The organism is Thiocapsa sp. (assembly GCF_035467215.1).
Classification (GTDB): Bacteria; Pseudomonadota; Gammaproteobacteria; order Chromatiales; family Chromatiaceae; genus Thiocapsa.
Map to the genome: position 1 here is coordinate 1 of NZ_DATITZ010000065.1, position 26356 is coordinate 26356.

Annotated in this window: 20 protein-coding genes and 2 pseudogenes; 10 read left to right on the top strand and 12 right to left on the bottom strand. The window is 65.6% G+C overall.

The window, feature by feature from the left end:
* Positions 1 to 239: 239 nt before the first annotated feature.
* Positions 240 to 1550, top strand: coding sequence for a cytochrome c family protein (locus VLR48_RS03270; RefSeq protein WP_325290404.1), 1311 nt, complete (start codon positions 240 to 242; stop codon positions 1548 to 1550).
* Positions 1551 to 1826: 276 nt separating this feature from the next.
* Here the strand turns inward: VLR48_RS03270 and VLR48_RS03275 are convergent, their stop codons facing one another.
* The 5 genes from VLR48_RS03275 to smc form a co-directional block, all read right to left on the bottom strand.
* Positions 1827 to 2657: a carbonic anhydrase family protein gene (locus VLR48_RS03275; RefSeq protein WP_325290405.1), complete on the bottom strand. Its 831-nt coding sequence runs from the start codon at positions 2655 to 2657 to the stop codon at positions 1827 to 1829.
* Positions 2658 to 2661: 4 nt separating this feature from the next.
* Positions 2662 to 2934 (bottom strand): segregation and condensation protein A, encoded by a 273-nt coding sequence (locus VLR48_RS03280; protein WP_325290406.1) that lies wholly within the window; start codon positions 2932 to 2934, stop codon positions 2662 to 2664.
* 354 nt (positions 2935 to 3288) lie between these two features.
* The gene (gene ligA / locus VLR48_RS03285) at positions 3289 to 5559 is read right to left on the bottom strand and encodes an NAD-dependent DNA ligase LigA (protein WP_325290407.1); all 2271 of its coding nucleotides are present in this window, start codon (positions 5557 to 5559) and stop codon (positions 3289 to 3291) included.
* A complete protein-coding gene (locus tag VLR48_RS03290) occupies positions 5535 to 6305 on the bottom strand; it encodes a cell division protein ZipA C-terminal FtsZ-binding domain-containing protein (protein WP_325290408.1) in 771 nt (256 codons plus the stop codon). The genes ligA and VLR48_RS03290 overlap by 25 nt, the downstream gene beginning before the upstream one ends.
* A gap of 137 nt (positions 6306 to 6442) precedes the next feature.
* On the bottom strand, positions 6443 to 9982 hold the full coding sequence (gene smc / locus VLR48_RS03295) for a chromosome segregation protein SMC (RefSeq protein ID WP_325290409.1): 3540 nt from the start codon (positions 9980 to 9982) through the stop codon (positions 6443 to 6445).
* Between the two features lie 202 nt (positions 9983 to 10184).
* Between smc and VLR48_RS03300 the strand changes: the two genes are divergently transcribed.
* The 3 genes from VLR48_RS03300 (at position 10185) to ubiD (ending at position 14970) form a co-directional block, all read left to right on the top strand.
* Complete coding sequence (locus VLR48_RS03300) at positions 10185 to 10799, top strand: CNP1-like family protein (protein WP_325290410.1); 615 nt, start codon at positions 10185 to 10187, stop codon at positions 10797 to 10799.
* A 215-nt stretch (positions 10800 to 11014) separates the two neighbouring features.
* Entirely contained in the window at positions 11015 to 13048 is a 2034-nt protein-coding gene (gene prlC, locus VLR48_RS03305; protein ID WP_325290411.1) for an oligopeptidase A, read from the top strand.
* Positions 13049 to 13455: 407 nt separating this feature from the next.
* Positions 13456 to 14970: a 4-hydroxy-3-polyprenylbenzoate decarboxylase gene (gene ubiD, locus VLR48_RS03310; protein WP_325290412.1), complete on the top strand. Its 1515-nt coding sequence runs from the start codon at positions 13456 to 13458 to the stop codon at positions 14968 to 14970.
* A 68-nt stretch (positions 14971 to 15038) separates the two neighbouring features.
* On the opposite strand, the gene VLR48_RS03315 is transcribed toward ubiD, so the two are convergent.
* The 4 genes from VLR48_RS03315 to VLR48_RS03330 all read right to left on the bottom strand — a co-directional run bounded on the left by VLR48_RS03315 (position 15039) and on the right by VLR48_RS03330 (position 17724).
* The gene (locus VLR48_RS03315; RefSeq protein ID WP_093027096.1) at positions 15039 to 15320 is read right to left on the bottom strand and encodes an RNA recognition motif domain-containing protein; all 282 of its coding nucleotides are present in this window, start codon (positions 15318 to 15320) and stop codon (positions 15039 to 15041) included.
* 631 nt (positions 15321 to 15951) lie between these two features.
* Positions 15952 to 16185, bottom strand: a complete 234-nt coding sequence (locus tag VLR48_RS03320) for a glycine zipper family protein (protein WP_093027094.1) — start codon at positions 16183 to 16185, stop codon at positions 15952 to 15954.
* A gap of 63 nt (positions 16186 to 16248) precedes the next feature.
* Positions 16249 to 16659 (bottom strand): Rap1a/Tai family immunity protein, encoded by a 411-nt coding sequence (locus tag VLR48_RS03325; protein WP_325290413.1) that lies wholly within the window; start codon positions 16657 to 16659, stop codon positions 16249 to 16251.
* 198 nt (positions 16660 to 16857) lie between these two features.
* Positions 16858 to 17724: an SDR family oxidoreductase gene (locus VLR48_RS03330; protein ID WP_414718573.1), complete on the bottom strand. Its 867-nt coding sequence runs from the start codon at positions 17722 to 17724 to the stop codon at positions 16858 to 16860.
* A 246-nt stretch (positions 17725 to 17970) separates the two neighbouring features.
* Here VLR48_RS03330 and VLR48_RS03335 point away from each other — a divergent pair, with 246 nt between their 5' ends.
* From VLR48_RS03335 to VLR48_RS20185, 6 genes and pseudogenes are all read left to right on the top strand, one after another.
* Positions 17971 to 19008, top strand: coding sequence for a CDP-6-deoxy-delta-3,4-glucoseen reductase (locus VLR48_RS03335; protein WP_325290415.1), 1038 nt, complete (start codon positions 17971 to 17973; stop codon positions 19006 to 19008).
* A gap of 74 nt (positions 19009 to 19082) precedes the next feature.
* Entirely contained in the window at positions 19083 to 19703 is a 621-nt protein-coding gene (locus VLR48_RS03340; protein WP_325290416.1) for a hypothetical protein, read from the top strand.
* Between the two features lie 227 nt (positions 19704 to 19930).
* Positions 19931 to 20497, top strand: a complete 567-nt coding sequence (locus VLR48_RS03345) for a TonB-dependent receptor plug domain-containing protein (RefSeq protein ID WP_325290417.1) — start codon at positions 19931 to 19933, stop codon at positions 20495 to 20497.
* Between the two features lie 48 nt (positions 20498 to 20545).
* A complete protein-coding gene (locus tag VLR48_RS03350; RefSeq protein ID WP_325290418.1) occupies positions 20546 to 20917 on the top strand; it encodes a hypothetical protein in 372 nt (123 codons plus the stop codon).
* 6 nt (positions 20918 to 20923) lie between these two features.
* Positions 20924 to 21592, top strand: a complete 669-nt coding sequence (locus tag VLR48_RS03355; protein ID WP_325290419.1) for a hypothetical protein — start codon at positions 20924 to 20926, stop codon at positions 21590 to 21592.
* A gap of 405 nt (positions 21593 to 21997) precedes the next feature.
* Positions 21998 to 24067, top strand: a pseudogene (locus VLR48_RS20185) (response regulator); the annotation flags it as partial.
* A gap of 70 nt (positions 24068 to 24137) precedes the next feature.
* Here the strand turns inward: VLR48_RS20185 and VLR48_RS03370 are convergent.
* From VLR48_RS03370 to VLR48_RS03380, 3 genes and pseudogenes are all read right to left on the bottom strand, one after another.
* Positions 24138 to 24911: a uroporphyrinogen-III synthase gene (locus tag VLR48_RS03370; RefSeq protein WP_325290420.1), complete on the bottom strand. Its 774-nt coding sequence runs from the start codon at positions 24909 to 24911 to the stop codon at positions 24138 to 24140.
* Positions 24911 to 25837, bottom strand: coding sequence for a hydroxymethylbilane synthase (gene hemC / locus VLR48_RS03375; protein ID WP_325290421.1), 927 nt, complete (start codon positions 25835 to 25837; stop codon positions 24911 to 24913). Before hemC ends, VLR48_RS03370 begins: the two co-directional genes overlap by 1 nt.
* Positions 25838 to 26168: 331 nt before the next feature.
* A pseudogene (locus VLR48_RS03380) lies at positions 26169 to 26356 on the bottom strand (hypothetical protein); the annotation flags it as partial.

Sequence of the window (26356 nt, forward strand, 5' to 3'; positions counted from 1 at the left end):
CGAGCAATCTAATTCAGCACCCATCGATATTCTTCAACGCGCCAAGCCATCGGCAAGCGTATTAACATATTCAAATTCCATTAAATACTATAGGTTTGGAGTTGATCGCGAGAGGAACGGCATTTGATTGACCGCACGCACTTTTACCCGTGGCATCGATGAAGAACAATTCACGACGCTCGGACACGCGTCCGTATCACAGCGTCCTTATCACAAGAAAAAGGAAGGAGCGACACCCCATGCAACGCATACTCGCGCGACTCTCGATCACATTCGGCCTAGCACTCGGCCTCGGAGGTATCGCCGGTTCGGCGGTGGCCGAAGACACCTCGGAGCCGATCCACCTGATCTCGGCGGAGGTCTGTCAGACCTGTCACGAGGAGATCTACCGGCAGTGGAAGGGTTCGATGCACGCCCAGAGCACCGCGCTCTCGGACCCGATCCACGGGACCTTCTACGAAATGGAAGTCGGCGACCCGAAGGCCGAGGGGCAGGTCCACAAGAAGTCCGGCACCTTCCCGGTATGCCTGCAGTGTCATGCACCGAACGCGGCCCACGACAAGACCACCAAGCTCGATGCCCACGTCGCCTACAGCGAAGGGGTCAATTGCGTCGCCTGTCATACCCTTCAGAGCTACAAGGGCATCCAGGGCGAGGACGGCAAAATGCGCCTCGGGCTGAAGGCCTACGAGGTGTCGGACAAGCTCCAAGGTCCCGCAGCCTTCCCGCGCGGGGTTCAGCAACTGACCGCGGCCGGTGACGACCTGTTCGGTGGTGCCGTCGACGACGCCGCGGGGTCGCAGAAGCCGAACCCGCATCTAGGCGAGCCCGTGGAGATGGACGGGATCGAGATCCCTGCATTGACCATGGAGGCCAGCCCCTTCCTGATGAAGACCTCGGATGCCTGCATGGGCTGTCACGATCAGCGTAATAATCCGCAGGATGTCCCCTTGTGCGCGACCGGCAATGAGTTCATCGCCAGCGGCAGCAAGGTTGCCTGCCAATCCTGTCACATGCCGGTCTCCAATGGCCTGGTCGATCACTCCATGGGCGGCGGACACGACCACGGCATGCTCAAGCGAGCCGTCGTGTTCGACGTCCGCAGTCAGCTCGACGGCGATGTGCTCAAGACGACCGTCATGATGCAGAACTCGCAACCCCATTCGATACCGACCGGGGCGCCCTTCCGCAACATGTACCTGAAGCTCACGGCCTATAACGATCAGGGCGAGGTGGTCTGGCAGAACGCAGAGGGACATCCCTCCAAGGACGATCCCAAAGGTTATTTCTTCTACGGACTGGCAGACGATAAAGGGATGCCCGCACCGCCGCCCACCGCAACTCAGCTCGGCGACGACACCCGGCTCAAGCCCCACGAGATGCGCGAGATCCTGTACGACATCCCTGCCGAAGGGGTCGTCTTGGTCCGCGGAGAGCTTTACTACAACCTCTTGTGGCCGTCGCTGGTGGAGAAGTTCACTCAGCTGCCGAGCGAGCTGACCGCGCCTGTGCTGATGGCTGCCGTGGAGCAGAACATCGTCGCACCCTAGATCGCGCTTGATGCGAAAGGCGTGGTTTCGCGGCCGGATGCCCGTGCCGCGAGCCACGCCCTCGGTGGACACGAGGCTGCAGGGATCGAAACCGCCTCGAGAGCGAGATGCTCATTTTCGGATGAGCTCGACGTTTGGTGCATCCACAACCCTGAGCAGGGACGCAGTTTAAAATTATATATTTTTTAGTATCTTAAACCGCGCCGACTCCAACGGCCGTCACGGCCGCCGGGGCCAATCCCATCCAAAAACCTCGCATATCGCGCCGGGCGCGGTTTAATAGCGGAAGAGCGAAAAGACCGGACGGCCGTTCAAGGGCTGAATGGGGCGTGCGTTCGTCCCCGTCGCCCGGGCGATGCGCTGGATCTGATCGGCGCTCACCTCGAGCGGCTCGCGAAAGACGAACCAAAGCACCGGCTCGGTGCAGGGCGGGGTCACGAGCGAGCCGGTATACCTGTAGTAGCTGCGATCGACCGGCAGGAGAAAGAGCGGGTTGATCCCCACCTGACGTTGCCGCACCCGCTCTCCGGGCTGTGTCGGCAGATACTCGAGGATCCGATCGAGGATTCGATTCTCGCGGTCGCCGGCCCGCAGCGGCACGGCGACGACGGCATAACCGCCCTGCCCGTCGCGATGCGTCATGTGGATCTCCGCCTCCGCGGCGACACCGTCGAAACCATGCAGACCGGGGACGTGGAAGCTGAACTCGACGAGGTCGTAGGCCTGACCCCGGACCACAAGCGCACTGCCGGGCGGAGAGATCAGGCGGACTCCGCGGCCGGTATTCTCGGCCTCGAGGAGCTGCGAGCGATAGCGAAAGAGCAAGGGCGTGTAGGTCACGCGCTGGGTCTCGACGATATCGATCGGCGATTGAAGCTCGCCCCGCGCGCACGTCTCGTACGCCCCGCCGAGGTCGCCCCACTGGTCCGGACCCGCAACCCCCGAGTAGGACCACTCGGGTAGCCGCGTCGTCGCCGAATCACGCGCGACGGCATCGCTGCAGATACCGGCCGCGAGCAGACACAGGGTCAAATGCACGAGACGCTGCCGTCGGACAGCCGAGGGATTCTCCGGGCGACCAGGATTCTGAGGGCGGGCGCTTGTCATGGCATCACTCCTTGCGTTTTTTGATGCCGGCAATCGGCACGACGCGGGTATCCGGTGGCTCGTCGACATAATAGGGGCGCTCGCCGCCGCGACCCTGCACGTCCGCCAGCTCCTTCTCGCGGGCGGCGATCAGCCCGAGACACTGTCGCACGTCCTCGATCGTCGGCTCGGACAGCGGATGACGCATCCCGGGCGGCGGGGTGACGTCTCGGATGATCGCGGACAGGGTCTTGCGCATCGCGATCAGGATCTGTTGCTCTTTGCTCAATTCATGCATTGCGGGGTCCGTAGAGTCTGGAGAGACGTGGTTCGATCGCGGGAAGCAGGCGATCGCAGTCGACGCGGTTCTAGCGACCGCTCTTAAACCGCGCCCAGCGCGGTATGCGATGTTTTTGGATGGGATCGGCCCCGGCAGACTTGACATCCGCTGGAGCCGGCGCGGTTTAAGATTTTAAAAAATATGTTATTTTAAACCGCGCGCCCCCCCTAAAGGTCGTGGATACACCCAAACATCGAACTCACTCGAAAATTCAGTATCTCGCTCTGGATGCGGTTTAGTTTGAATCAGCATTATTGGGGCGATGTCGGATGAATCCGGCATCGCGCAGACATCGTTCGGACGTCGCTTGGATCAGGGGCGATCGAGCAACGCGTTCAGCATGGCCTCGTCGAGAATCGCAACACCGAGTGATTGCGCCTTCTCGAGCTTCGAGCCCGCCGCCTCGCCCGCAATCAGATAATCCGTCTTCTTCGAGACGCTGTTTGTCACCTTCGCACCGGCGTCCTGCAACCGGGCGGCGATCTCCTCGCGCGGCCGGCCGAGTGTGCCGGTGATCACGATCGTCTTGCCAGCGAGGGGCTGCGCATGCGAGGTCTGCGCAGGAACGGCCGAGTCGGGCCAGTGGATCCCGGCCTCGAGCAACCGCTCGATCGCCTCCCGATTGTGCCCTTGCGCGAAGAAGCCCGCAATCTCCGCCGCCACCACGGGGCCGACCCCTTCCACCAGCCGCGTGCTGTTGAGATAGAGGTCTTCGAGCTCGGCCGCGCGAAGTGCGGCGAGATCCTCGAAGTGCCCCGCCAACGCCCGTGCACGCGCAGCGGTCAGACCGGGGAGCTTGAGTCCCGCCAGCCACTCCGCAAGATCGCCCTGCGCCTCGATCCTCGGATGCTCGACCAGGAAGCGATGCAGCGCGGTCGCGGTGTCCCGACCCACACCCTTTACGCCTCGATCGCGGACGAAATCCGCTTCACGCGTCCGCGCGAGCTCGGCGATCCCGCTGAACCGCTCGGCCAACGCCTGCGCGGTCGTCTCGCCGACATCCGGAATCCCGAGTGCGAAGATAAAGCGCGCAAAGCTCGTGGACTTGCTGCGCTCCAGGGCGTCGATCAGGTTGGCCGCAGACTTCTCGCCCATGCGCTCTAGACCGACGAGCTGCTCCGCGGTCAGTCGATACAAGTCGGCCGGCTCGCGCACCAATCCCAGATCGACGAGCTGCTCGATCAGCCTCTCCCCGAGACCTTCGATATCCATGGCGCGACGCGAGGCGAAATGCCGGATCGCCTGCTTGCGCTGCGCCGGACAGTAGAGACCGCCGGTACAGCGCGCCACCACCTCGCCCGGCGGCCGCAGCACGTCGGACCCGCACACGGGACACTGGGCCGGCATCTCGACCGGCACCGCACCCGGCGGGCGGCGATCGACCAGGACGCTCACGACCTCCGGAATCACGTCGCCGGCACGTCTGATGACGACGGTATCGCCGGCTCGGACGTCTTTACGGAGGACCTCGTCCATGTTGTGCAAGGTGGCGTTAGCGACGGTGACGCCACCGACCTGCACGGGTCGCAGCCGAGCGACAGGGGTCACGGCGCCGGTACGCCCGACCTGGAACTCGACCGCCTCGACGAGCGTCAGCCTCTCTTGGGCGGGGAACTTGCGTGCGATGGCCCAACGCGGATGATGGCTGGTCGCGCCCAAGCCGATCTGATCGGCGATCCGGTCGACCTTGAAGACCACGCCGTCGATCTCGTAGGGAAGCGCGTCGCGGCGGCGACCCAAGTCGTCGAAATAGGCACGACAGCCGTCCGCTCCCTCGACCTGCTGCAGCTCCTTCGAGATGGGGATGCCCCAGCCGGCGAGCCGTTGCAGCATTGCGTAATGGCACTCTTCGGGATCAATCGAGAGCTCGCCCCATCCGTAGCAGCAGAAGCGCAAAGGGCGCGTGGCGGTGACCCGTGGATCGAGCTGACGCAGGCTCCCCGCAGCCGCATTGCGTGGGTTGGCGAAGACGCGCTCGCCCCGCTCCGCGGCATCTCGGTTGAGCCGCGCGAATCCCTCGCGGGTCATATAGACCTCGCCGCGCACCTCGAGCACGGCGGGCCAGTCCTCGCCGACGAGGCGCAAGGGCACGCTCTTGACGGTGCGCACGTTCGCGGTGACATCCTCGCCGGTCGAGCCGTCGCCTCGGGTCGCGGCCTGCACCAACAGACCTGCCTCGTAGCGGATGCTCATGGCCAGCCCGTCGAGCTTGGGTTCGGCGGTGTAGATGACCGGATCGGTACCCGGCAAGGCGGCGGCGACGCGACGGTCGAACTCGACCAGCTCGCCGTCGCTCATGGCGTTGGCGAGCGAGATCATGGGCAGACGGTGGCGGACCGCAGCAAAGGCGGAGAGCGGCGCGGCGCCGACCCGCTGGGTCGGCGAATCCGGCGTCTTCAGGTCCGGGTAGGTGGACTCGAGGGTATGAAGCTCGGCAAAGAGACGATCGTATTCGGCGTCCGGGATCTCCGGATCATCGAGGACGTAATAGCGGACATTGTGGCGGGCGATCTCCGTGCGCAGCCATGCGGCGCGCTCGGCGGCGGCATCCGCGCCGATCAACGCTCCGCCGTGCGTGCCCATCGGCGCTCGTTGTCGAGCACGGCCTGGCGCAGATCCTCTTCCTTCCTCACCGTGAGCGGACGGCGTGTCTCGTCGAGGACCTCGCCGTCGAGCTCGCTGGCGAGCTTGCGCGCCGTCGCGATCATCTCTTCGAGGATGGTGATGTCCTCCGGGCGACCGTCGAGCTGAGCGAACAGCATCAGACCGGGTGTGGAGAAGTCTTCCATGCCCTCGAAGGGGAAGGTCCCCGGCTTGACCATGTTTGCCATGCTGAAATAGATCCGCGTGTCATGGTCGAACTCGTCCAGACAGTGGAAAATGTCCATCCGACCGGGACGCAGACCGCAGATGTCGGCGGCATCCATCAGCTCCGGACCGGCGAAGGGCTCGCGGCGCGCACTGACACTGAGCTGAATCAACAGCGGCTCCACGTCGGCCGGCATGTCCGAATCGAGGTCGTCGTCCGGATAGGAGTCGGACTCGGGCTCAAATTCGGACTCGGACTCGGGATCGCGCCGACGCGACTCCGCGGCGGGCGATCGGCCGGAGCGCGCGCGATCGGAGTCATCCCCGCGCTCCTCGTCGGCGACCCGCCCGAGCCGTGGCTCGCGCTTGCCGGTCGAAAGACCGTAGGGTGCGTCGGTCTCCTCGTAGTCATCGTCCTCGTCCGCGTCACCGGCACGGCGGCTGCGCTCCCATAGGAAGAGGGCGAGGACGAGCAGGGCGCCCACGACGATGAGGATGAGACGGATGGTATTGGCGTCCATTCAAGCGTTGCTGTCGGTCTGACGTTCAGGACTGGGTGGAGTATATCAATGCGCGAGCAACCTGTATCCCCGCGTGGACGGGTTTCACATACGACGGCAACAGCCAGCCGAGCCGCGGGCAATGCCCGTTCACACGCTCAGGAGACGGCCGCGAGCCGCACCGCCTCGTCGACGTCCACCGAGACGAGACGAGACACGCCGGGCTCGTGCATGGTCACGCCGAGCAAATGATCGGCAATCTCCATCGTGACCTTGTTGTGGCTGATGAAGACGAACTGGACCCGGTCCGACATGGAGCGCACCAGCTCGCAGAAGCGCCCGACGTTGGCGTCGTCGAGCGGCGCGTCGACCTCGTCGAGCATGCAGAAGGGCGCCGGGTTAAGCTCGAAGATGGCGAAGACCAAGGCCACCGCGGTGAGCGCCTTCTCCCCGCCAGAGAGCAGATGGATGCTCGAATTGCGCTTGCCGGGCGGTCGCGCCATGACGGTCACGCCGGTTTCCAGCAGATCCTCGTCGGTGAGATCCAGGCTCGCGTGACCGCCGCCGAAGAGACGCGGAAACAGGAGCTGAAACCCCTGATTGACCTGATCGTAGGTCTCGCGGAACCGGTTGCGCGTCTCGCGATCGATCTTGCGGATCGCCTGCTCCAGGGTCTCGAGCGAGCGACTGATGTCCTCGTGCTGGGCGTCCAGATAGACCTTGCGCTCGGCCTGCTGCCTGAATTCGTCCACCGCGGCCAGGTTGACCGGACCGAGCCGTTGTAGACGCGCCCCGGTCTTGGCGAGCGCCTCTTGCCACTGTGATTCGTTCGCCGCGGGGTCCGTCGCGGCCAGGACGTCGAGCGGCGTCTGCCCGGCCTCGGCGATCTGCTCGGCGAGTGTCTGGCGACGAACCAGCCGCTCCTGTTGCTCCAAACGCTGCCGATCGAGCTCGCCGCGACCGACCCGGCCCTCCTGCTCCAGGCGCTGACGCGCCTGCTCCAGCTCGCGAACCTCGCCGTCCAGCGCCTCGAGCCGGTTGCGCGCCGCGGCCAATGCCTGCTCGACCTCCACCCGCAGCACCAGTTGCTCGTCGAGCCGCGCCCGCTGCTCGGCCAAGGGCTCGACACTCTCCTCAAGCGCATCCAACAGCTCGGCGCGGCGATCATGCAGCACCGAGCGGCGTTCCTGGATGCGCGCAAGACTCTGTTGGGTCGCCGCGCGCGCGGCGCGGTTGGACTCGACGCTGACGCGTAAGCCTTGGGTGCGCTCCCGGCAACCACGTTCCTCGTCGCGCGCCGCGCCGAGCCCGCTGCGCAGCGTCTCGCGCTCGGCCTGCATCGCCTCGCGACGCTCCGCCAAGGTCTCGACCAGGGACAGATGCTCGTGCAGCCGTTCGCGCGCCTCCTCCATCTCCTCCAAGGCATCGGCCATCTGCTCCTGCAGCTCGTCGCGCTCGGCACCCAGCGCCTGGAGCCGATCCTGTCGATGCTCGCGCTTGGCGCGCAGGCTCGCGAGCTCGGCCTTGAGCTGCGCGAGTTCGCGACCCAAGGCGGTCAGTTGTCGTCCGGCGTCGGCGCGCTCCTCTTGGGCCCGTGTGCGGGCCGTGCGCAAACGCTCCTGCTCGGCGCACAGCTCGGACTCGCGGGCCTGATCGTCCGCGATCTCCGCCCCGAGCGCCTTGATCGCCTCCGCCCGCGCGATGGCACCCCCCTGCGCCTGCACCGGCGGCGTACTTAACCAGTCGCGACCGACCCGGGCACCCTCGGGCGTCACCCATTGCTCGGCCGAGCCCAAGGCGTCGCGCATCGCGACGGCGTCGGCGAGCCGATCGGCGGTCCGGACCCGGCCAAGCAGGCCATCGAGCGCCCAGGGTGTGCGAACATGCGCGAGAATCGCCCGAGCCGCGGTTCCGCTGGCCAAGTCCGGTGTGCCCTCGGCTTGGCCCTCCGACCGACCCTCGGCATCGCCGTGCGTCTCCAAGAGCACCAGACCCGGAGGCGGATCGCCGCCGGCGAGCGCACGATCGAGATTCGGGATGCCGATCGCACGCACCGCATCCCCGAGCAACACATCGACCGCACGCTGCCAATCCGGATCGACCGCGATCCGATCGATCAGACGCGAGGCATCGGCGAGTCCCGCGGCGGCAAGCCAGTCGGACCGGCCGTCGTCGGTCTCGGCCAGGGCCTCGTCCTGCAGGGCGACGAGCGAGGCCAGCCGACCTCGGGATTGCTGCAACAGGGTGCGGACCCGATCGATCTGCGAGGCGAGCGTACCGATCGCCCCGTCGCGTTCGGCCAGGTCGGCGCCGTACGCCTCGTGACGCTCCTCCATGTCCGCGAGCCCGGCCTCCAATCGGCTCTCGCGCTCGACGAGCTGGACAAACCGATCCTCGATCTCCAAGCCCTGTAGACGTGCGAGATCCTCGTCCAAGCGCCGCAGTCGGTCGCGGTCGCGGGCGCTGCGCTGTTCGAGTGCGTTGATCCGGGCACGCTCGGCCTGCGCCTGTTCCGACGGCCCGGCGGCCTCCCGACTGAAGTCGTCCCAGAGGCGCTCCCACTGCTTGAGCCGATCCTCGGCGCCCGCTACGCTCAGCACGGCTGCAGACAATGCCTGATCCGCGCCCGTCAGCTCGGGCTCGTCGCGGGCGAGGTTGCGGTCGATCTCGGCGAGCCGCCCCTGGTCGCGCTCCAAGTGGTCCTCGGCCTCGCCGATCTCCTGATCCAGACGGACCAGCTCGCCCTCGCGCCGACCGCGCGCCTCGTTGGCGAACTGGATCGCCTGCTCGGCCCGCGCGATCTCCGAGCCGACGGCGTAGAAGCGGCCCTGCACGCCGTTGAAGGTCTCCGAGGCGCTCTGATAGTCGGCACGCCGCGCCTCGATGTCGGCCTCGATCCGGCGCTGCTGGGCAAGCCCCGCTTCGGTCCGGGTCTCGGTCTCGGCCAGGCGCTGCTCGCGGGTGCGGATCTCCTCGTCGAGTGCCTTCCAGCGCAACGCCTTGAGCTCCAGATCCAGACGCCGCTCCTCGGCCTTGAGCTGGGTATAGCGCTCGGCGGAGGCGGCTTGGCGCTCCAGGTGCTGAATCTGTTTGTTGACCTCGTCGCGCAGGTCGTCGAGCCGATCCAGGTTCTCGCGGGTCTGACGCATGCGGCTCTCGGTCTCGCGGCGACGCTCCTTGTACTTGGAGATCCCGGCAGCCTCCTCCAGAAAGATCCGCAGATCCTCGGGTCGAGCCTCGATGATGCGCGAGATCATCCCCTGCTCGATGATGGCGTAGGAGCGCGGCCCGAGACCCGTGCCGAGGAAGAGATCCTGGATATCGCGCCGACGGCAGCGCGTCCCGTTCAGAAAGTAGGCCGACTGACCGTCGCGCGAGACCTGGCGCTTGACCGAGATCTGATTGAAAGCGGCATAGGCGCCGCCCTCCCCGCCGTCGGCATTGTCGAACACCAGCTCGATGCTGGCCGTCCCGACCGGCTTGCGCCCGGTGCTGCCGTTGAAGATGACGTCGGCCATCGACTCGCCGCGCAGCATCTTCGCGGAGCTCTCGCCCATGACCCAACGCACGGCGTCGATGACGTTGGACTTGCCGCAGCCGTTGGGGCCGACGACACCGACCAGATTGCCGGGAAAGAGCACCGTCGTGGGATCCACGAAGGATTTGAAGCCGGCAAGTCGGATCTTTTCAAGACGCATCCAAGAACCATACCGGAAGGGGAATCGGCGGCACAAGCGGGCCGATCGTGTCGCATGGCAGAGACCATTCGGACTGATAGACTTGAGGATCCCGATTCGGCGATGCGGATGCGCGCGAGGCTCCAGGACGGGTGTCATGGCGAGCGCATCCTTCCGAGCCCTTTTGCCGGCTTAAACCCCTTATTTCGCGGTGATCGACATCATGACAGCCTCCCGACAGCTTCCATCGGTCTTCCTGCCCCGGCCACGCTTGACCCGCAACGTCCTTCTTTGGCTACTTCATTTTTGGCTCGCGATGCCCGTATCGGCCGCGGAGAACGCCTTCGTCACCGACGCGGAGCCCCCAGTGCCCTCGAGCGTTCAATCGGGCACCCCCTGGCAGGAAGCGGACGCCCCGCTCCCGCCTTGGCCGAAGGATGCGGATCTGGTCGAGCTGGTCCCGGACGGACCGGATTCTGCCCTCCGATACTTCATCGACACCGCCAACCTGCGGATCGGCTCCGACGACGTGGTGCGCTACACACTCGTCGCGGAGGGCAGCAACGGAACCCGCAACCTCTCGGTGGAGGGCATCCGCTGCACGCCGAAGGGCGCCTACAAGACTTATGCCTACGGTGCCGGCGAAAAGTTTGTTCCGATCGCGTCCGAGGAATGGCTGGAAATCCCCACCGACCGCGGGGAGCGCTGGCGCCATGACCTGTGGCGGTTTCACTTCTGCATCCCGCAGGCCTTCGCACCGCGGCCAAAGATCGACATGGTCCGCTCGCTCAAGGGTCGTATCTCGCCGCGCCAGAACATGGGTTTCCTACCGGACTGACGAGGCCGAGTGCGTCGAAACCCGTGATGGCGCGCCCCGACCCGATCGATCGACTGGAAACTCCGGTGCCCAGCCCGCATGATTCGGCCATCGCTGAAATCGGCGCCGAGGCTCTGCCCGCCTTCACCCGCCGCTTGTCCCGGCGCCGGCGTCCTAGCCACTGCAGGGCGCAACCCTTAACCTTCTTGACCCGCGAACCCGATCAGGCCACACCCATGACGAACCCATTGCTCGAGACCACCGGCCTCCCGGCCTTCTCCCGGATCCGTCCCGAACACGTCGAGCCCGCCGTCGACGTCTGTCTCGCCGACTGTCGCGCCGAGATCGAGCGTCTGACCCGCGAGGTCGCGGTGCCGACCTGGGAGAGCTTCGTCGAGCCGCTGGACGAGATCGACGACCGTTTGAGTCGCGCCTGGTCCCCGGTCGGACATCTCAACGGGGTGCTCAACAGCGACGCGCTGCGCGCGGCCTACAACGCCTGCCTGCCGAAGCTCAGCGATTACGGCACCGAGGTCGGACAGAACGAGGACCTCTTCCGCGGCTACCAGGCGGTCGCCGCGCAAGAGCACCTGAACCCGGCCCAGCGCAAGCAGTTGGAGAACGCACTGCGTGACTTCCACCTCTCGGGCGTCGACCTGCCCGCCGAGAAGAAGACCCGCTACAAGGCCATCAGCCAGGAGCTCTCGCAGCTCACCACCAAATATTCCGAGAACGTGCTCGACGCTACCAACGCCTGGAGCAGGCTCATCGAAGACGAGGCACAGCTCGCCGGCCTGCCCGAATCCGCGCTCGGGCTGGCCCGGCAGAACGCCGAGCAACGGGGCCAGACCGGCTGGCTCTTCACGCTCGACCTGCCGTCCTACATGCCGGTCATGACCTATGCGGACAATCGCGAGCTGCGCTTCGAGCTGTATCACGCCTACGGCACACGCGCCTCGGATCAGGGGCCGCATGCCGGACAGTGGGATAACAGCGAGATCATGGAGCGTATTCTCGCGCTGCGTCACGAGCTGGCCGGGCTGCTTGGATTTGCGAGCTATGCCGAGCGCTCGCTCGCGACCAAGATGGCGCGCTCGCCGGACGATGTGCTCGCCTTCCTGAACGATCTGGCCGATCGCTCGGTCGGTCAGGCGCGCAAGGAGCTTGCGGAGCTGGAAGCGTTCGCGCGCGAGCAGCACGGGGTCGAGAAGTTGGAACCCTGGGATGTGGGCTACTACGCCGAGAAGCTGCGTCTGCACCGCTATCAGATCAGTCAGGAAGAGCTGCGGCCCTACTTCCCGATCTCGCGTGTACTCTCCGGCCTCTTCGGCGTCGTCGAGCGCCTCTTCGGGGTCAAGATCCAGGAGGCCGAATCATTCGACACCTACCACCCGGACGTGCGTTTCTTCGAGATCCGCGACGGTGCATCCGGGGCGCTGCGCGGCCAGTTCTATCTCGATCCCGTCGCTCGCCAGAACAAGCGCGGCGGGGCCTGGATGGACGTCTGCACCAACCGCATGCACACCAGTCGCTGCGACCAGCTTCCGGTCGCCTACCTGGTGTGCAACTTCACCCCGCCCGTCGGCGACAAGCCCTCGCTGCTGACCCACAACGAGGTCGAGACGCTCTTCCACGAGTTCGGCCACGGCCTGCACCACATGCTGACAAAGGTCGACTATCCCGGTGTCGCCGGGATCAACGGGGTGCCCTGGGACGCGGTCGAGCTGCCCAGCCAGTTCATGGAAAACTGGTGCTGGGAGCGCGAGTCGCTCGACCTCTTCGCCGCCCATTGGGAGACCGGCGCGCCGATCCCCCAGGGGCTCTACGAGCGCATGACCGCGGCGAAGAACTTCCAGTCGGCCATGCAGATGGTGCGACAGCTCGAGTTCGCGCTGTTCGATTTCCGCCTGCATCTGGAATACGACCCGGCGCGCGGCGGACGCGTCTACGAGATCATCGAGGAGGTCCGCGACCGGGTCGCCGTGATCCGCCCGCCGGCCTTCAATCGTTTCGCCCACGCCTTCTCGCACATCTTCGCGGGCGGCTACGCAGCGGGCTATTACAGCTACAAATGGGCCGAGGTCCTGTCGGCGGACGCCTTCTCGCTGTTCGAGGAAAAGGGCGTCTTCGATGCGGACACGGGCCGATCCTTCCGCGAGAACATCCTCGAGAAGGGCGGATCCGAGGACGCTATGGTCCTCTATGTGAGATTCCGGGGGCGCGAGCCGAATACGGATGCGCTGCTGCGCCATTCCGGTATCGCAGCTTAAACCGCGCCCGGCGCGCTATGTGATGTTTTTGGATGGGATCAGCCCCGGCAGATTTGACGACCGCTGGAGCCGGCGCGGTTTAAGATATTTAAGAAACGATTCAATAACCACCGAAACACGTAGGATGGGTAGAGCGCAGCGAAACCCATCCAGCCCGCACCAAGGACATCAGTACCGTATGGGACACGCGCAGCGCAGTCCACAGCGCCGCCGCGGTGTTCGGTGGACTTCGCTCTCGCTCGTCCCTACGTCGATTGCCCATTACCTTAATGTGGTTGTCCACCGGATCCGATCAGCGATATGGCCGAGTCCGTGAAACCCCAGTTCACGGGGCACCACGGCCCAAATTCGCAGAATGAGGCTAACCCTATGAAGATCCGTTTTTTTATCCCGGTATGGGATAAAAAATGAAGTACCACGACCTGCGTGATTTTATCGATCAGCTCGAGCAGCGCGGCGAGTTGCAACGCATCCGGGTGGAGGTCGACCCCTATCTCGAGGTCACCGAGATCTGCGACCGGACGCTGCGTGCCGGTGGGCCGGCGCTGTTGTTCGAGCGACCGAAGGGGTCGAAGATCCCCTTGCTGGGCAACCTGTTCGGGACGACCCGTCGCGTGGCTCTGGGCATGGGCGAGGAGTCGGTCGAGGCGCTGCGCGAGGTCGGCAAGCTGCTCGCCTTTCTCAAGGAGCCGGATCCGCCGAAGGGGATGAAGGAGGCGTGGCAGTCGCTGCCGATCTTCAAGAAGGTGTTGGACATGGCCCCGAAGGTTCGGCGCAACGCGCCCTGCCAGGAGGTTGAATTCAGTGGGGAGCAAGTCGATCTGGGGCGCCTACCGATTCAACATTGCTGGCCGGGCGATGCCGCGCGGCTGATCACCTGGGGCCTGGTCATCACCAAGGGGCCAGAAAAGGCGCGCCACAACCTCGGCATCTATCGGATGCAGGTGCTGGGGCGCAATCGGGTCATCATGCGGTGGCTCGCGCATCGCGGCGGCGCGCTCGATTTTCGCGACTGGCAACGCGCCCACCCAGGCAAGCCCTTCCCGGTCACCGTCGCGCTCGGGGCTGATCCGGCGACGATCCTCGGCGCGGTCACGCCGGTCCCGGATACCCTCTCCGAATACGCCTTCGCCGGATTGTTGCGCGGGAGCCGCACCGAGCTGGCGGTCTGCAAGGAGTCCGATCTCCAGGTCCCGGCCAGCGCCGAGATCGTTCTCGAAGGCCATATTTACCCGGACGACATGGCACCGGAAGGACCGTTCGGCGACCACACGGGCTACTACAACGAGGTCGGCGAGTTTCCGGTCTTCACCATCGAGCGCATCACACAACGCCGCGAGCCCATCTATCACAGCACCTACACCGGGCGTCCGCCGGACGAGCCGGCCATCTTGGGCGTGGCCTTGAACGAGGTCTTCGTGCCGATTCTCCAGAAACAGTTTCCGGAGATCCGCGACTTCTACCTGCCGCCCGAGGGGTGCTCGTATCGCCTGGCGGTGGTCAGCATCAAGAAGCAATATCCGGGACACGCCAAGCGGGTGATGATGGGTGTCTGGTCGTTCCTGCGTCAGTTCATGTACACCAAGTTCGTCATCATCGTGGATGAGGACGTCTGTACGCGCGACTGGACGGATGTGATCTGGGCGATGACGACCCGGATGGATCCGGCGCGCGACACGGTGATGATCGAGAACACACCGATCGACTATCTGGATTTCGCCTCTCCGGTCTCAGGGCTGGGATCCAAGATCGGCTTCGATGCGACGAACAAGTGGCCCGGGGAGACGACGCGTGAATGGGGCAGCCCGATCCTGATGGACGAGGCGGTGCGCGAGCGGGTCGACGGGATCTGGGACAGTCTCGGAATCGGTCCTCGGGACGTAGCAACCGAGGGCGAGGCAGGCAAACGACATCGAGGGTAGGAATCGACGCCGGCGGCGCAAAGCGCCCCGACGACGATCTTGTCTAGGTCATGAGACGAGCAACAGGATCAGTAGCGACCTCCACCACCGCCGCCGCGTGGACGCTCGGCACGCGGACGTGCCTCGTTGACAGTGAGCTTGCGTCCTTTGAAGTCGGTTTCGTTCAGCGCCTTGATGGCCGCATCCGCCTCCGAGTTGTTGGGCATATCGACGAATCCGAAGCCTTTGGACTGACCGGAAAACTTATCCTTGATCACCTCCGCTGCCGCGAGATCACCGAACTCTCCGAAGACGTCCCGCAGGTCGTCGTCGGTCACGCTATATGTCAGGTTTCCTACGTAGATCCTCATCGCTGTCTCTCATGCTGGTGTGCGTTGGTCGAGCCAAGACTGCCGAGCTGCCAACACACAAGCCGACTCGACAGCGGGTAGCACAAACCCGCACCCGCGCAGAGATCGACGGCACGGGGGATGGGTACGGGAAAGGGGATTTGGGCATTCAAACAGGATCCGAGGCTGGCCTCATGGCGAAAGGACGCCCGACACGGCCTCACCGTGCCTCCGGTGCGTCAGGCTGATTTCCCGCATCGTTTCCTGCGCCGTGTCGTGCACCGGAACCCCGGAAGCGCCTCGATTCATTCCTGATGAAAGCTAGTGGATCGTGTGCGAAGCGTCAACTCCGTTTCATTGAAAAAAATGTGACGATTCGTCGCGCGGAAACCCGATTCGCGGAGAGGAGCAACCTGCGAGCCGGCCTGACCGGTCCCAGCGACAAGCCTCGGTGCATCAAGCCGATCGCTCCGGATGCGCGCCGAGCGCGACGCCGAATCCCGCATCGCCGGGGCGCGGCCTCATCGCGGACATCAAGCGCCCACCGGAGGCCCGCGACACCCGGTCGGTACCTCATCGGCTGCACACTCAGGGTGAGTCCGACAAGCGACCGACCGAGCCGACGCACGGCTCGGTCGGTCGTGCGTCCGGATCAATTGTTGCTGAAGCTGCCGCGTTGATGCTCGTCCACGAGCACCCCGCCCAAGGCACCCACGCCGGCACCGATGAGCGCGCCGCGACCGGCGTTGCCGCTCAATGACCCGATGACCGCGCCGCTCGCCGCGCCCATGCCGGTGCCCGTGGCAACGCGCGAGGTGGTTGTGCTGCCGCATCCGACGAGCAGAAGGATGCTGGCCAGAGCTGCCGTAACTGTCGTGATTTTCATCGTTCGAATCTCCGGGACTTCGAGGGCGCCGAGCCGGCGGCCGACGCCCGATGGGCCGATGGATTACTTCTTACCCGTGCAAGGATATTTGCTTGCAAGCGCACGCACCACGCCCTTCACGGGCTGCTCGGCCATCAACTCCTTGTTGCCGGCGTTGGCCTGCGCCCAAGCCACGAACGCCTCGCGGGCATCCTCGATCGTGGCGCCTTGGGGGTAACAGACGAGGCGCTTCAGCCCGTTGCGGGCCGTGACGCCGTCGTGATATTGAACGGTCGCCTCGAGGAAGGCGCGGCAGGCCAGCGAGGCGATCAGATGTCCGTCGGCATCCGGTGCAACCGAGCAGATTCGATACAGATTTTCGGTCGAGTCGTATTGGAAGTCCGCTTCCTGAAGCGCAGTGGCGGGGGATGCGAAGACAGCGGTTGCGAGCAGTGTAGCGATCATTGCGGGCGCTTGTCGGTAAGAACGCGTCATCGATGGCTCCTTATGGATTGTCGGGTCCGATCTTGCCCGGGCTCGAGGTCGCATCGAGCACCGAGCATTTCGAGCAGGCAGCTCGGCCGTGGCTGACCGAAGCGTCCCGCGTGACCGGGTGCAACGCCGCCGCGGCAAACGCTGCACGGCCGAATCATATCCGCCAACAGCGTCCGAGGATACGCACACGCCGATCCTCTAGAAGACCCCGCGCAGCCCCTCGGCCAGCGACGGGTAACGGAACACGACACCCAATTCTTCGCGCAGCCGATCGTTGCGCAGACGGCGCGACTCGCTCAGGTAGGAGAGCATGCCCTCGGAGAGGCGATCGGCGGCCTCTTCGAGGCTGATCAAGGGCGGGCTCGGCAGCCCGGCCGCGGCGGCCACGTCGAGAAAATAGTCCGTCATGGTGCTCGGATGACCGTCGCAGGCGTTGTAAACCGTACCCGACGGCGCCCGCTCCATCGCTGCGCTACAGGCCGCGACCAGGTCATCGACATGGATCCGGTTGGTGTAGGGCGAATCCTCCGGCCTGACCATGGGTGTACCTGCCCGGAGGCGCTCCAAGGGCAATCGGTCGGGGCCGTAGATCCCCGCGACGCGCAGGATCACCAAATCCCGACCGCTCGCCGCGCTCCAACGGCGCAGCGTCTCCTCGGCATCCAGGCGCCGTAGCGAGCGGGCCGCGACCGGTGCGACCGGATATGTCTCGTCGATCCAGGCACCCCCGCAATCGCCGTAGACGCCCGTCGTGCTGATATAGACGACACGCCGCGGATGACCGTAGCGCTCGAAGATCTCGACGAGATGTCGGGTATGCGGGTCTTGAACCCCGCTCCCCGGCGGCGGCGCGAAATGAAAGACCCGCGCCTCGGCGAGCCCGAGATTGCCGCTGTCATCGGCCGCGAGATCGCAGCGTAAGCCCTTGATGCCGAGCTGCTCCAAACGAGCAACCCCGGCATCGGACCGCACGATTCCGGTGACGGCCTCGCCCTGCTCCCGGTATTGGCGGGCAAGGCGAGTGCCCACATATCCGCACCCGACGACGACCTGCTCGTTCATCATCCGACCTGCCTCATGTTTGCGAAAGCGGCATGAGATGCCTCAAGATTGTGGGATCGCGTTCGCGGCAACCCTCGTTTAAAACCCGACACCCCAGGGTCGAGATCACCCGACACGTCGGCGTAAACGCGATTTAAGTCATTGAGAAACGATCATTAAACCGCGTCTCCACTACGGCCGCAGGTGTAGATGAGGCCCAGCGAGCCCAAAACCATCGCCTAATCACTCCGGACGCGGTTTAATCACCCCATGAGCTTCACGATTCGAACCCTTCCCGCGGAACATCGCTTCGATGTCGAGCCGGATGAAACCATCCTTGCCGCCGCGCTGCGCCAAGGCGTCGGCCTACCTTACGGGTGTCGCGACGGCAAGTGCGGATCCTGTGCGGTCCACCTGCTCGAGGGCCGGGTCGACTACCCGAGCGGCCTGACGGATGCGCTCGAAGGCCAGCCCGAGGACACCTGCCTGACCTGCCAAGCCGTGCCCGCCTCCGATCTGCTGTTGCGCGTGCGCGAGGTCCCGTCGGTCGCGCACATCGAGGTCCGCACCCTACCCTGCCGCGTCTCGCGCAAGGAGCGTCTCAATCACGACGTGATGCGCCTCTTCCTGAAGCTGCCCGAGAACCAACGGCTTCAATTCCTCGCCGGTCAGTATCTGGACTTCATCCTGCGCGACGGCCGCAGGCGCGCCTTCTCCATCGCCAACGCACCCCACGACGACGCCGAGATCGAGCTGCATGTCCGGCATGTCCCGGGCGGGGAGTTTACCGCCTACGTCTTCGAGAGCATGCCCGAGAAGAGCATCCTACGCATCCAGGGACCGATGGGGACCTTCGTGCTTCGCGAGGACTCGGATCGCCCGATCATCCTCATGGGCGGAGGCACCGGGTTCGCGCCGCTGAAAGGGATGATCGAGCACGCGATCCATATCGGGCTCGACCGCCCCGTCGACCTCTACTGGGGCGTACGTGCGCAGCGCGACCTCTACCTGACCGATCTGCCGGCAATCTGGGCGACGCAACTGCCCTCCTTCCGCTTCGTCCCCGTGCTCTCGGAGCCGGATCCGGATTGGCAGGGACGCACCGGATTCGTTCACCTGGCGGTCCTCGAGGATCATCCGGACCCGAGCGGATTCGATCTCTACATGAGCGGACCGCCCGTCATGGTCGAGGCCGGGCGTGTCGCCTTCGAGGCCGCCGGCCTGGACCGAGATCGCATGTTTTCGGACGCCTTCGAATACGCCTCCGACACCAAGCTGCCCAAGGGGAAGGACGGCGGAGCGGCCTGAGCTTGTCCTGTCGCCCGGAGCGGGGCACACTTCCGCGGCCGATGGACCTTTTCGCGATCTCGGAGCTTTCGCTTATGCGCCCTATCCGGCTTGCCGTCGCATTCGGCCTTGCCGCCCTGCTGACGGTCGGCTGCACGCCCGGCCCCTTGAGCACGACATGGATCGCGCCCGGGACACCCCCGACGCCGTACCGCGACCTGATCGTCTTCGGCATCTCCACCAACCCGGTCGTACGCCGCGCCTACGAGGACAACTTCGTCGAGGTGCTCAAAGGCACCGGCGTTCAAGCCCGTGCAGCCCATACCTTGCTCTCGGATCGCGATGTCGGCCGGGCGCGGGCGGTGCAGGAGGCCGTCGGACGATCCGGGGCCGATGGGGTCATCGTCACCTACCTTGCGGGCGAGAACCCGGAGGCCGCGCCGAGCGTTGCACGCACCCACGTGGTTCCGAGCCTCTACGGCCGCCTCTACACCTATTATGGTCACATCCTGAGCGAGGTCACTGCACCCGGGTATTACGCCAAGTATCCTGCACTTCGGCTCGAGACCAATCTCTACGACGACGCGAGCGCAACGCTGGTTTGGTCCGGTCGCTCCGACACCCTGGATCCGAGCTCCGAGCAGACCATGATCAGCGAGGTCATCGCTGCCGTGATCGTTAAACTCAAGGCGGACGGTTTTCTGCCGACATCATAGGGTCTCTCCGACCACCCCGGTCGAGCTGACCTGCCGTCGTCGCGGGCAGTCGCCACCGCAAGCGGGGATGCTCGCAACAGGACGGACGGACCTTGCCGATGTCGAAGCTGTCGGTTGCATCAACGGAGTGCCGCTCGCGCTCGGGGCACGGAGTCTTGGCTGTTTTGCCGTCCACAAGGTCACACATCTGCGTCGCGCCGCACGGTCTCGCCGTGTGGATGCTGGTCATGATCTTGGCCGCAGGCGAAGCACTCGGCACGCAACCTTCTTGCGAGGCCGACGACGCACCGCTCGGCGACCTGCTGAGCCTCCTCGACCAGGAGACCGAGCTTGCGACCCGCAGCGGGATGAACGCCGACTTCGTCCCCGGGATGGCGACGATCCTGTCCGGAACCGACATGCTCGCCCGCGGAGCGCGCACCGTTTGGGAGGCGCTCTCGCTGGTTCCCGGCATCAGCCAAGGGCTCGAGATGACGGGCGAGCGCCAGATTCTCAGCCGCGGCGTCGGCTTCGGCTATGCCTCGGGGAACATCAAGTTCCTGCTCGACGGCGTGTCGATGAACTCGACCCTGCTCGCCACCGCGAACCCGATCCTGAACATCCCCATCGAGCAGATCGAGCGCATCGAGGTCATCCGCGGACCCGGCTCCTCGGTGCACGGAGAGTACGCCTTCGCCGGCGTCTTGAACGTCATCACCCGGCAAAGCGATCGCACCATCCATGCCCAGGCCAACGAGCCCGCCGTGCCGGCGGGGGCGGGATCTGGCACTGGAGCGACCCGCAACGCGATCTAACCGCCTCGATCAATTTGGCCGGCCCTGACCGGCAACGGTGGTGTGTCCGTGTCCGAGGACGCCCTCTACGCAATCGGCGAGCCCGAGATCTCCAACGCACCCGGCCCGTCGAACGAAGCAAGCCGCTATCGCGGGGCCTTCGCCGATCTGCGCTGGCGCGAGACCTCTCTGGCGATCAAGATCCTGCACGACGACTACAGCGACCTCGGCGCCTTCCTGACCCCGCGTTTGGCCGCCGTCTGGCGCATCGACGAGGCCAACATCCTCAAGCTCCAAGACGCCCGGGCGTTTCGACCGCCGACCTTCTACGAACGGGAGTATCCGGGCCGCGAGTCCATCGCTGCAGGGGAGATCGCGACCTACGAGCTGGAGGTCCGATTCAAGCCGTTTTTTCTCAAAGTTGCACGCCGCTATGAGTAAACCGGCATGATCGACAGAGCATTGGCCGTGCGCCGCCGGTTCTCGCTGACCCTCGAGCGCAATCTCGCCGTGATCTTTGCGCTGCTCGGGATCCTGCTCACGGCGCTGATCGCACTGCACTGGGTATTGGTCATCGAGCCGACCCTGCGTGCGGACGCCGAAAGCCGCTCTCGCGCATTCGCCCGGGCCCAGACCAGCGGGATCGAGACGCTGCTGCGTGCCGATCACCGGCCAGAGCAACTCGCCGACGAGATTCGCACGGAGCTCGATGCCGTGCTGCTGCTCAAAGATGAGTCGACCGGGGCGCCGTTCGTCCGACGGATCGTCCTGGTCCTGGACGAGGAGCTGGTCGCGCTTCCGCCCGACAGCCGCAATCTCGCGCGGGGGGTCGACCAGTGTCCGGATTGTTTCGTCACGGAGGTGCCTCTTTACGATCCGGACGGCCACCTTCTGGTCGGGATCGCCACCTTCTGGTCGGGATCGCCACCTTTTTCTCGAGTCCGCAGTTCCTCGACGATCTTATCCGCGGCGTGCGCGGCAAGCTCCTGTGGGTCGGCGGCGCCATGCTTCTGGTCATCGGATTCGCCTGGTTCGGCGCCAGCCGGGTCTTGCGCAGGCTCGGCGAGAGCGAATCCAACCTGCGCACCCTCTTCGAGGCCGCGCCCTTCCCGATGATCTTGGCCGAGCGCGGTCTCGCGGGGGGCGTCCAAGCCAATCAGGCGGCCAAGGTCTATCTCGCGGTGGAGCCCGACAACACCGGACGATTCAACAGCGCGGCCTGGGAGGCACTGGCCGCCGACGGCCTCCCCGCCGGGATCGGCGAGCAGCGCGAGACCCAGGTCCTGACCCGAGACCGAAGTCGACGCTGGGCCGTGGTCTCGGCCCAAGTGCCGCTCTTCGAGCCGAGCAACGCGGTCCAAGGCGGCGTCGTCGCCGTGCTCGGCATCGACGTGGATGCCCGCACCTGGAGGATCGAGCTCGTCGAGGTCGCCGTGCCGACGCTTGTTCTGACGCTTGCGCTGATCCTGATCCTGCTGACGGGCACGGCCTTGCTGCTCAGGCGCGCGGGCCGAGGCCGCCGGTATCGAAAACGCGCGGATGTGGCAGGAGGACCCGCAGAGAGGGCGCGTACCCGTGACGGAGCGCAACCATCACTACCCCGTTCTCTTCGTCGCACCCTCCACGACAGCCAACGAGCAGACGATCGGCTTCGACCTTGCCTCCGATCCGCAACGCCGCGCAGCCATCGAGGCGGCGATCCTCGGCGGCCTCCCCACCGCGACCGAACCCATCAACTTCGTGCTGGAGCCCGGAAGCCCGAAAGGTATCCGTCTCTTTCGGCCGGTCTTCGGCGATTCGGGCGCTGCACGCGGTGTCGTCGCCGCTGCGCTGCGCATGGATAGCCTCTTGCTGATCGACGGAGCCGACAAGGCCGCAGGCCTGCAGATCGCTGACCTGCACGGCTCGGGACGCTTCGAGCCGATTGCATCGAATTGGACTGCGAATGGCGAGCCCCTTGTCGGGCCGTCGTTGACCCGCCTCATTCCGATCTTCGGCGAGGTCTTTGCGGTGACGGCCTCCGCCGGCCCGGAGTTCATGAGCAGGCATCCCGTAAGAGCTGGATGGCTCACGGCGCTCATGGGTCTCGCCCTGACCGCCGCGATCTCCGCCCGTTTCGCGCGGGCCCGCCCGGACAACTTCGACGCCATTCTCGACCGGGCCCTCCAAAGGCTCGGCGAGCTCCTCGAGGTCGAGCGGGCCTACCTGTTCCGTTTCTCGGAGGACAGCGCGCGCATGACCAACACCCATGAGTGGTGCGCCCGGGGCACTCTCTCTCAAATGGGGCGTGCGCAACACCAGCCGGTCGCGGAGATGCCTTGGTGGAAGGCCCGGATGGCGACCGGCGAGCCGGTCGTGATCTCCGACGTGGCTGCTCTTCCGGACGAGGCAGCAGCCGAGAAAACAGAGTCTCTTGCTCAAGGCATCCTGTCTCTGCTGTGCCTGCCCATGGTCGACAGCGGCGGCCGGCTCGGCGGCTTCGTCGGCTTCGATTCGGTACGCCGGCACCATCGCTATTCCGACACCGAGCGACGGCTGTTGACGGTCTTCGCGCAGATGCTCGTGAACGTCCAGAAACGGCGCGAAACGGAAGCCTCGCTGCGCCTCAGCCGCGAGCAAGCCGAGGCCGCCAGCCGCTCCAAGAGCGAGTTTCTGGCGAACATGAGTCACGAGATCCGCACGCCCATGAACGCGGTGATCGGGCTGAGCCAGGTTCTCCTGTTCGGCTCCGCCGCCGGCGAGCAGGGCCTCGAGCTCGTCTTCCGCGTCTCCATCGCCGACGCCAGGATCCTGGTCGTCGACGACCACGACGTCGCCAGAACCGTGCTTCGCGAGATCCTCGAGAGTTGGCGCTGCCGGGTCGAGGAAGCCGCGAGCGGGGCTGCTGCGGTGCAGGCCGTCGTCGCGGCCGATCGAGCCGGCATGCCCTTCGATGTCATCCTGATGGACTGGAAGATGCCCGGCGAGATCGACGGGCTGGAGGCGGTCCGGCAGCTGTTTCGGTTGCGCAACGAGGGCGTCCTGACCGGTGCCGAGGCCCCGGCGATCATCGTCAGCGGCTACAACCGCGACCACCTTCCGAAAGACCGCTCGGGTCTCAGTGGTTTCCTGGGCAAGCCGGTCACCGCCTCGGCCCTGCTCGACACCCTGCTCGAAGCGCATGGCGGAGCACCGCAACCCGAGAAGCCCGCGCGACCGGCCCGGACACCGCCGCCCTCCTTTGCCGGCGCGGCGATCCTGCTGGTGGAAGACAACGCACTGAACCAGGAAGTCGCAAAACGCATGGTTCAGCGCACCGGCGCCGTCGTGACCCTGGTCGAGCACGGTGGCGAGGCGGTCGAGCTGGCGACGACGCGGGAGTTCGACATCGTTCTGATGGATCTGCAGATGCCGATCATGGAGGGATTCGAGGCCACCCGGCGGATTCGTCCGGTGCGTCCCGATCTGCCGATCATTGCACTCTCGGCGGCGGTGATGGAGGCCGATCGGAACGACGCCCGGGAAGCGGGCATGAACGACCACCTGGCCAAGCCGATCGACACGGGCGAGCTCTACCGGACCCTCGCCCGCTGGCTGCCCAGTCGTGACTAAGCCAGGCCGAAGGGCGCCGCGGCAGAAGCGACCGACCCCGGATCCGATCCCTAGCGGAAGCCTCGGGCAATCAGCCGGCGGCAGCCGGACCGAGCGCGCACAAGGCCCGGACGATCGCCGCATCCTCGGCGCGCTCGGCCACGGCAACCTGCACGAAACCCAATCCTCGGGCCTTCTCCGCCGTGCGTTCGGCCACGACTACCAAGGGCGTGGCGAGCAACGTAGCACGTCCCTCGGGGCCGAGCATCTCCATCAGATTCAGCATGACCTCGTCGCTGGTCGCGGTGACCGCGGCGACGGTCTCGGGCCAGCGCGACAGCAGAGGAGCGGGATCGAACGCCGGACGCAGGCGACGGTAGACCTCTGCAAAGGACACCTCGGCCCCGCGCTCGCGCAGGGTCTCGGCGAACAGGGCACGCCCGCCTTCGCCGCGGACGATCAACACCCCACGCCCGCGCATGTCGGCCAGCTCGGGCATCGCCAGCAGGGTCTCGCTGTCGAAGCGCTGTTCCGGGACCAGCTCCGGCGCACGACCCGCGTCGGTCAACGCCTGTGCGGTCGCCCGCCCGACGGCCGCGACCTTCGCAGCGCATGACCAAGAGCCGTCCGGCATCAAGGCGAGTGCCTGCTCCACCGCATTCGGGCTGACGAAATAGAGCATGTCCCAGGACTGCGCCAGCAGCGCGGCCGCCTCGCGCGGATCGGCGACCGGGGCGATCTCGATGCTGGGCACGCGGATCGCGCGACCGTTGGCCTCCTCGATCAGCCGGCAGAGCCCGTCGGCTTGGGCCGCCGGCCGGGTGACCAAGACGCCGCGCCCGCCGAGATCACAGGGGGCGGGCATCAGGGCTCCTGCAGTGCGCTCAGGATCTCGTCCGCACCCTGCGCGAGCAGATCGTCGGCGACCCGCGTCCCGATCGCCTCCCAATCCGCGCGGGGACCTTCGGATTCGGCACGCAGGATCCGAGATCCGTCCGGCGTCCCGACGAGCCCCTTGAGGACGAGTCGGTCGACCTCGATCAGGGCATGTCCGGCGATCGGCACCTGACAGCCGCCGTGCAGACGTGCGTTCATCGCACGCTCGGCGAGCACCCGGTCCGCGGTGTCGCGGTGATGCAGGGGCGCGATCAGATCATTGGTGCGCGGGTCCGCGCTGCGGCACTCGATCCCGATGGCGCCCTGCCCGATCGCGGGCAAACTGTCCTGCGGCGCGATCCGGCCGCGGATGCGCGACTCGAAGCCTAGCCGCATGAGTCCTGCCGCGGCCAGGATGATGGCGTCGTACTCCCCGGCATCGAGCTTGGCGAGACGCGTGTTGACGTTGCCGCGCAAGGGCTCGATGCGCAGATCGGGACGCCGGTCGGCGAGCTGACACTGGCGACGCAGGCTCGAGGTGCCGACACAGGCGCCCTGCGGGAGACTGTCGAGATCATCGTAGCGATTCGAGACGAAGGCATCGCGCGGGTCCTCGCGATCCATGATGACGGCCAGATGGAGACCTTCGGGAAAGTCCACCGGGACGTCCTTCATCGAGTGCACGGCGATGTCCGCCACGCCCTCCAACATGCCCTGCTCGAGCTCCTTCACGAAAAGGCCCTTGCCACCGACCTTCGCCAGCGGCGCATCGAGGATCTTGTCGCCCTTGGTGGTCATGCCGACGATCTGGATCTCGAGGCCGGGATGGAGCTTGGTCAGCAGCGCGGAGACATGCTCGGCCTGCCACATGGCCAAGGGGGATTTACGGGTGGCGATACGGATGATGTTCGACATGGTGGATCCTAAAGGGGGTCTCGGTCGGAGACTGAGTCGGAAACTGGGACGTACGATCACGCCCGCGCGGACGAGACCACTGGACCACGTAGGCGGCGAAAGGGTGAGATTGTGTCACAGCCGACGCGGGGATTCGAACCGGTTAAACTGCGTCTCGCAGCGACATGGCTACTCAAGCCGGTTTTCAACGCTGGAGGCACCAACGAACGACGGAGCAGACGCAGTTTAAATAATTATTTTTCAATATCCTAAACTGCGTCCCGCACGGATCCGGAGGGGTCTGCCCTATGCCGCCGCCGACTGAATCATCCCGCCCCACTCAGGACGCGGTTTAGCTGGGGACTTGGGAGAATTGGTTTTCATCCGGCCGCCCCTCCGCATGCAGCCAGATCGGACCGCTTCCGTAACCGGGATACAGGGGTATCGCGATCAGCGCACCGGATCGCGTACCGAACCCGTCGGTCCGCTCGAACGTCATGGCGCCTTCGGGTCCCGCGTCCGCGCGGCCCTGATTCGATG

Coding starts and splice junctions, on each gene's coding strand:
- VLR48_RS03335 (WP_325290415.1), top strand. CDS start 17,971: ATGAGCTTCACGATTCGAACCCTTCCCGCGGAACATCGCTTCGATGTC.
- VLR48_RS03320 (WP_093027094.1), bottom strand. CDS start 16,185: ATGAAAATCACGACAGTTACGGCAGCTCTGGCCAGCATCCTTCTGCTC.
- VLR48_RS03345 (WP_325290417.1), top strand. CDS start 19,931: ATGATCTTGGCCGCAGGCGAAGCACTCGGCACGCAACCTTCTTGCGAG.
- hemC (WP_325290421.1), bottom strand. CDS start 25,837: ATGTCGAACATCATCCGTATCGCCACCCGTAAATCCCCCTTGGCCATG.
- VLR48_RS03275 (WP_325290405.1), bottom strand. CDS start 2,657: ATGACAAGCGCCCGCCCTCAGAATCCTGGTCGCCCGGAGAATCCCTCG.
- VLR48_RS03280 (WP_325290406.1), bottom strand. CDS start 2,934: ATGCATGAATTGAGCAAAGAGCAACAGATCCTGATCGCGATGCGCAAG.
- ubiD (WP_325290412.1), top strand. CDS start 13,456: ATGAAGTACCACGACCTGCGTGATTTTATCGATCAGCTCGAGCAGCGC.
- VLR48_RS03300 (WP_325290410.1), top strand. CDS start 10,185: ATGACAGCCTCCCGACAGCTTCCATCGGTCTTCCTGCCCCGGCCACGC.
- prlC (WP_325290411.1), top strand. CDS start 11,015: ATGACGAACCCATTGCTCGAGACCACCGGCCTCCCGGCCTTCTCCCGG.
- VLR48_RS03355 (WP_325290419.1), top strand. CDS start 20,924: ATGATCGACAGAGCATTGGCCGTGCGCCGCCGGTTCTCGCTGACCCTC.
- VLR48_RS03270 (WP_325290404.1), top strand. CDS start 240: ATGCAACGCATACTCGCGCGACTCTCGATCACATTCGGCCTAGCACTC.
- ligA (WP_325290407.1), bottom strand. CDS start 5,559: ATGGGCACGCACGGCGGAGCGTTGATCGGCGCGGATGCCGCCGCCGAG.
- VLR48_RS03330 (WP_414718573.1), bottom strand. CDS start 17,724: ATGATGAACGAGCAGGTCGTCGTCGGGTGCGGATATGTGGGCACTCGC.
- VLR48_RS03325 (WP_325290413.1), bottom strand. CDS start 16,659: ATGACGCGTTCTTACCGACAAGCGCCCGCAATGATCGCTACACTGCTC.
- VLR48_RS03340 (WP_325290416.1), top strand. CDS start 19,083: ATGCGCCCTATCCGGCTTGCCGTCGCATTCGGCCTTGCCGCCCTGCTG.
- smc (WP_325290409.1), bottom strand. CDS start 9,982: ATGCGTCTTGAAAAGATCCGACTTGCCGGCTTCAAATCCTTCGTGGAT.
- VLR48_RS03370 (WP_325290420.1), bottom strand. CDS start 24,911: ATGCCCGCCCCCTGTGATCTCGGCGGGCGCGGCGTCTTGGTCACCCGG.
- VLR48_RS03290 (WP_325290408.1), bottom strand. CDS start 6,305: ATGGACGCCAATACCATCCGTCTCATCCTCATCGTCGTGGGCGCCCTG.
- VLR48_RS03315 (WP_093027096.1), bottom strand. CDS start 15,320: ATGAGGATCTACGTAGGAAACCTGACATATAGCGTGACCGACGACGAC.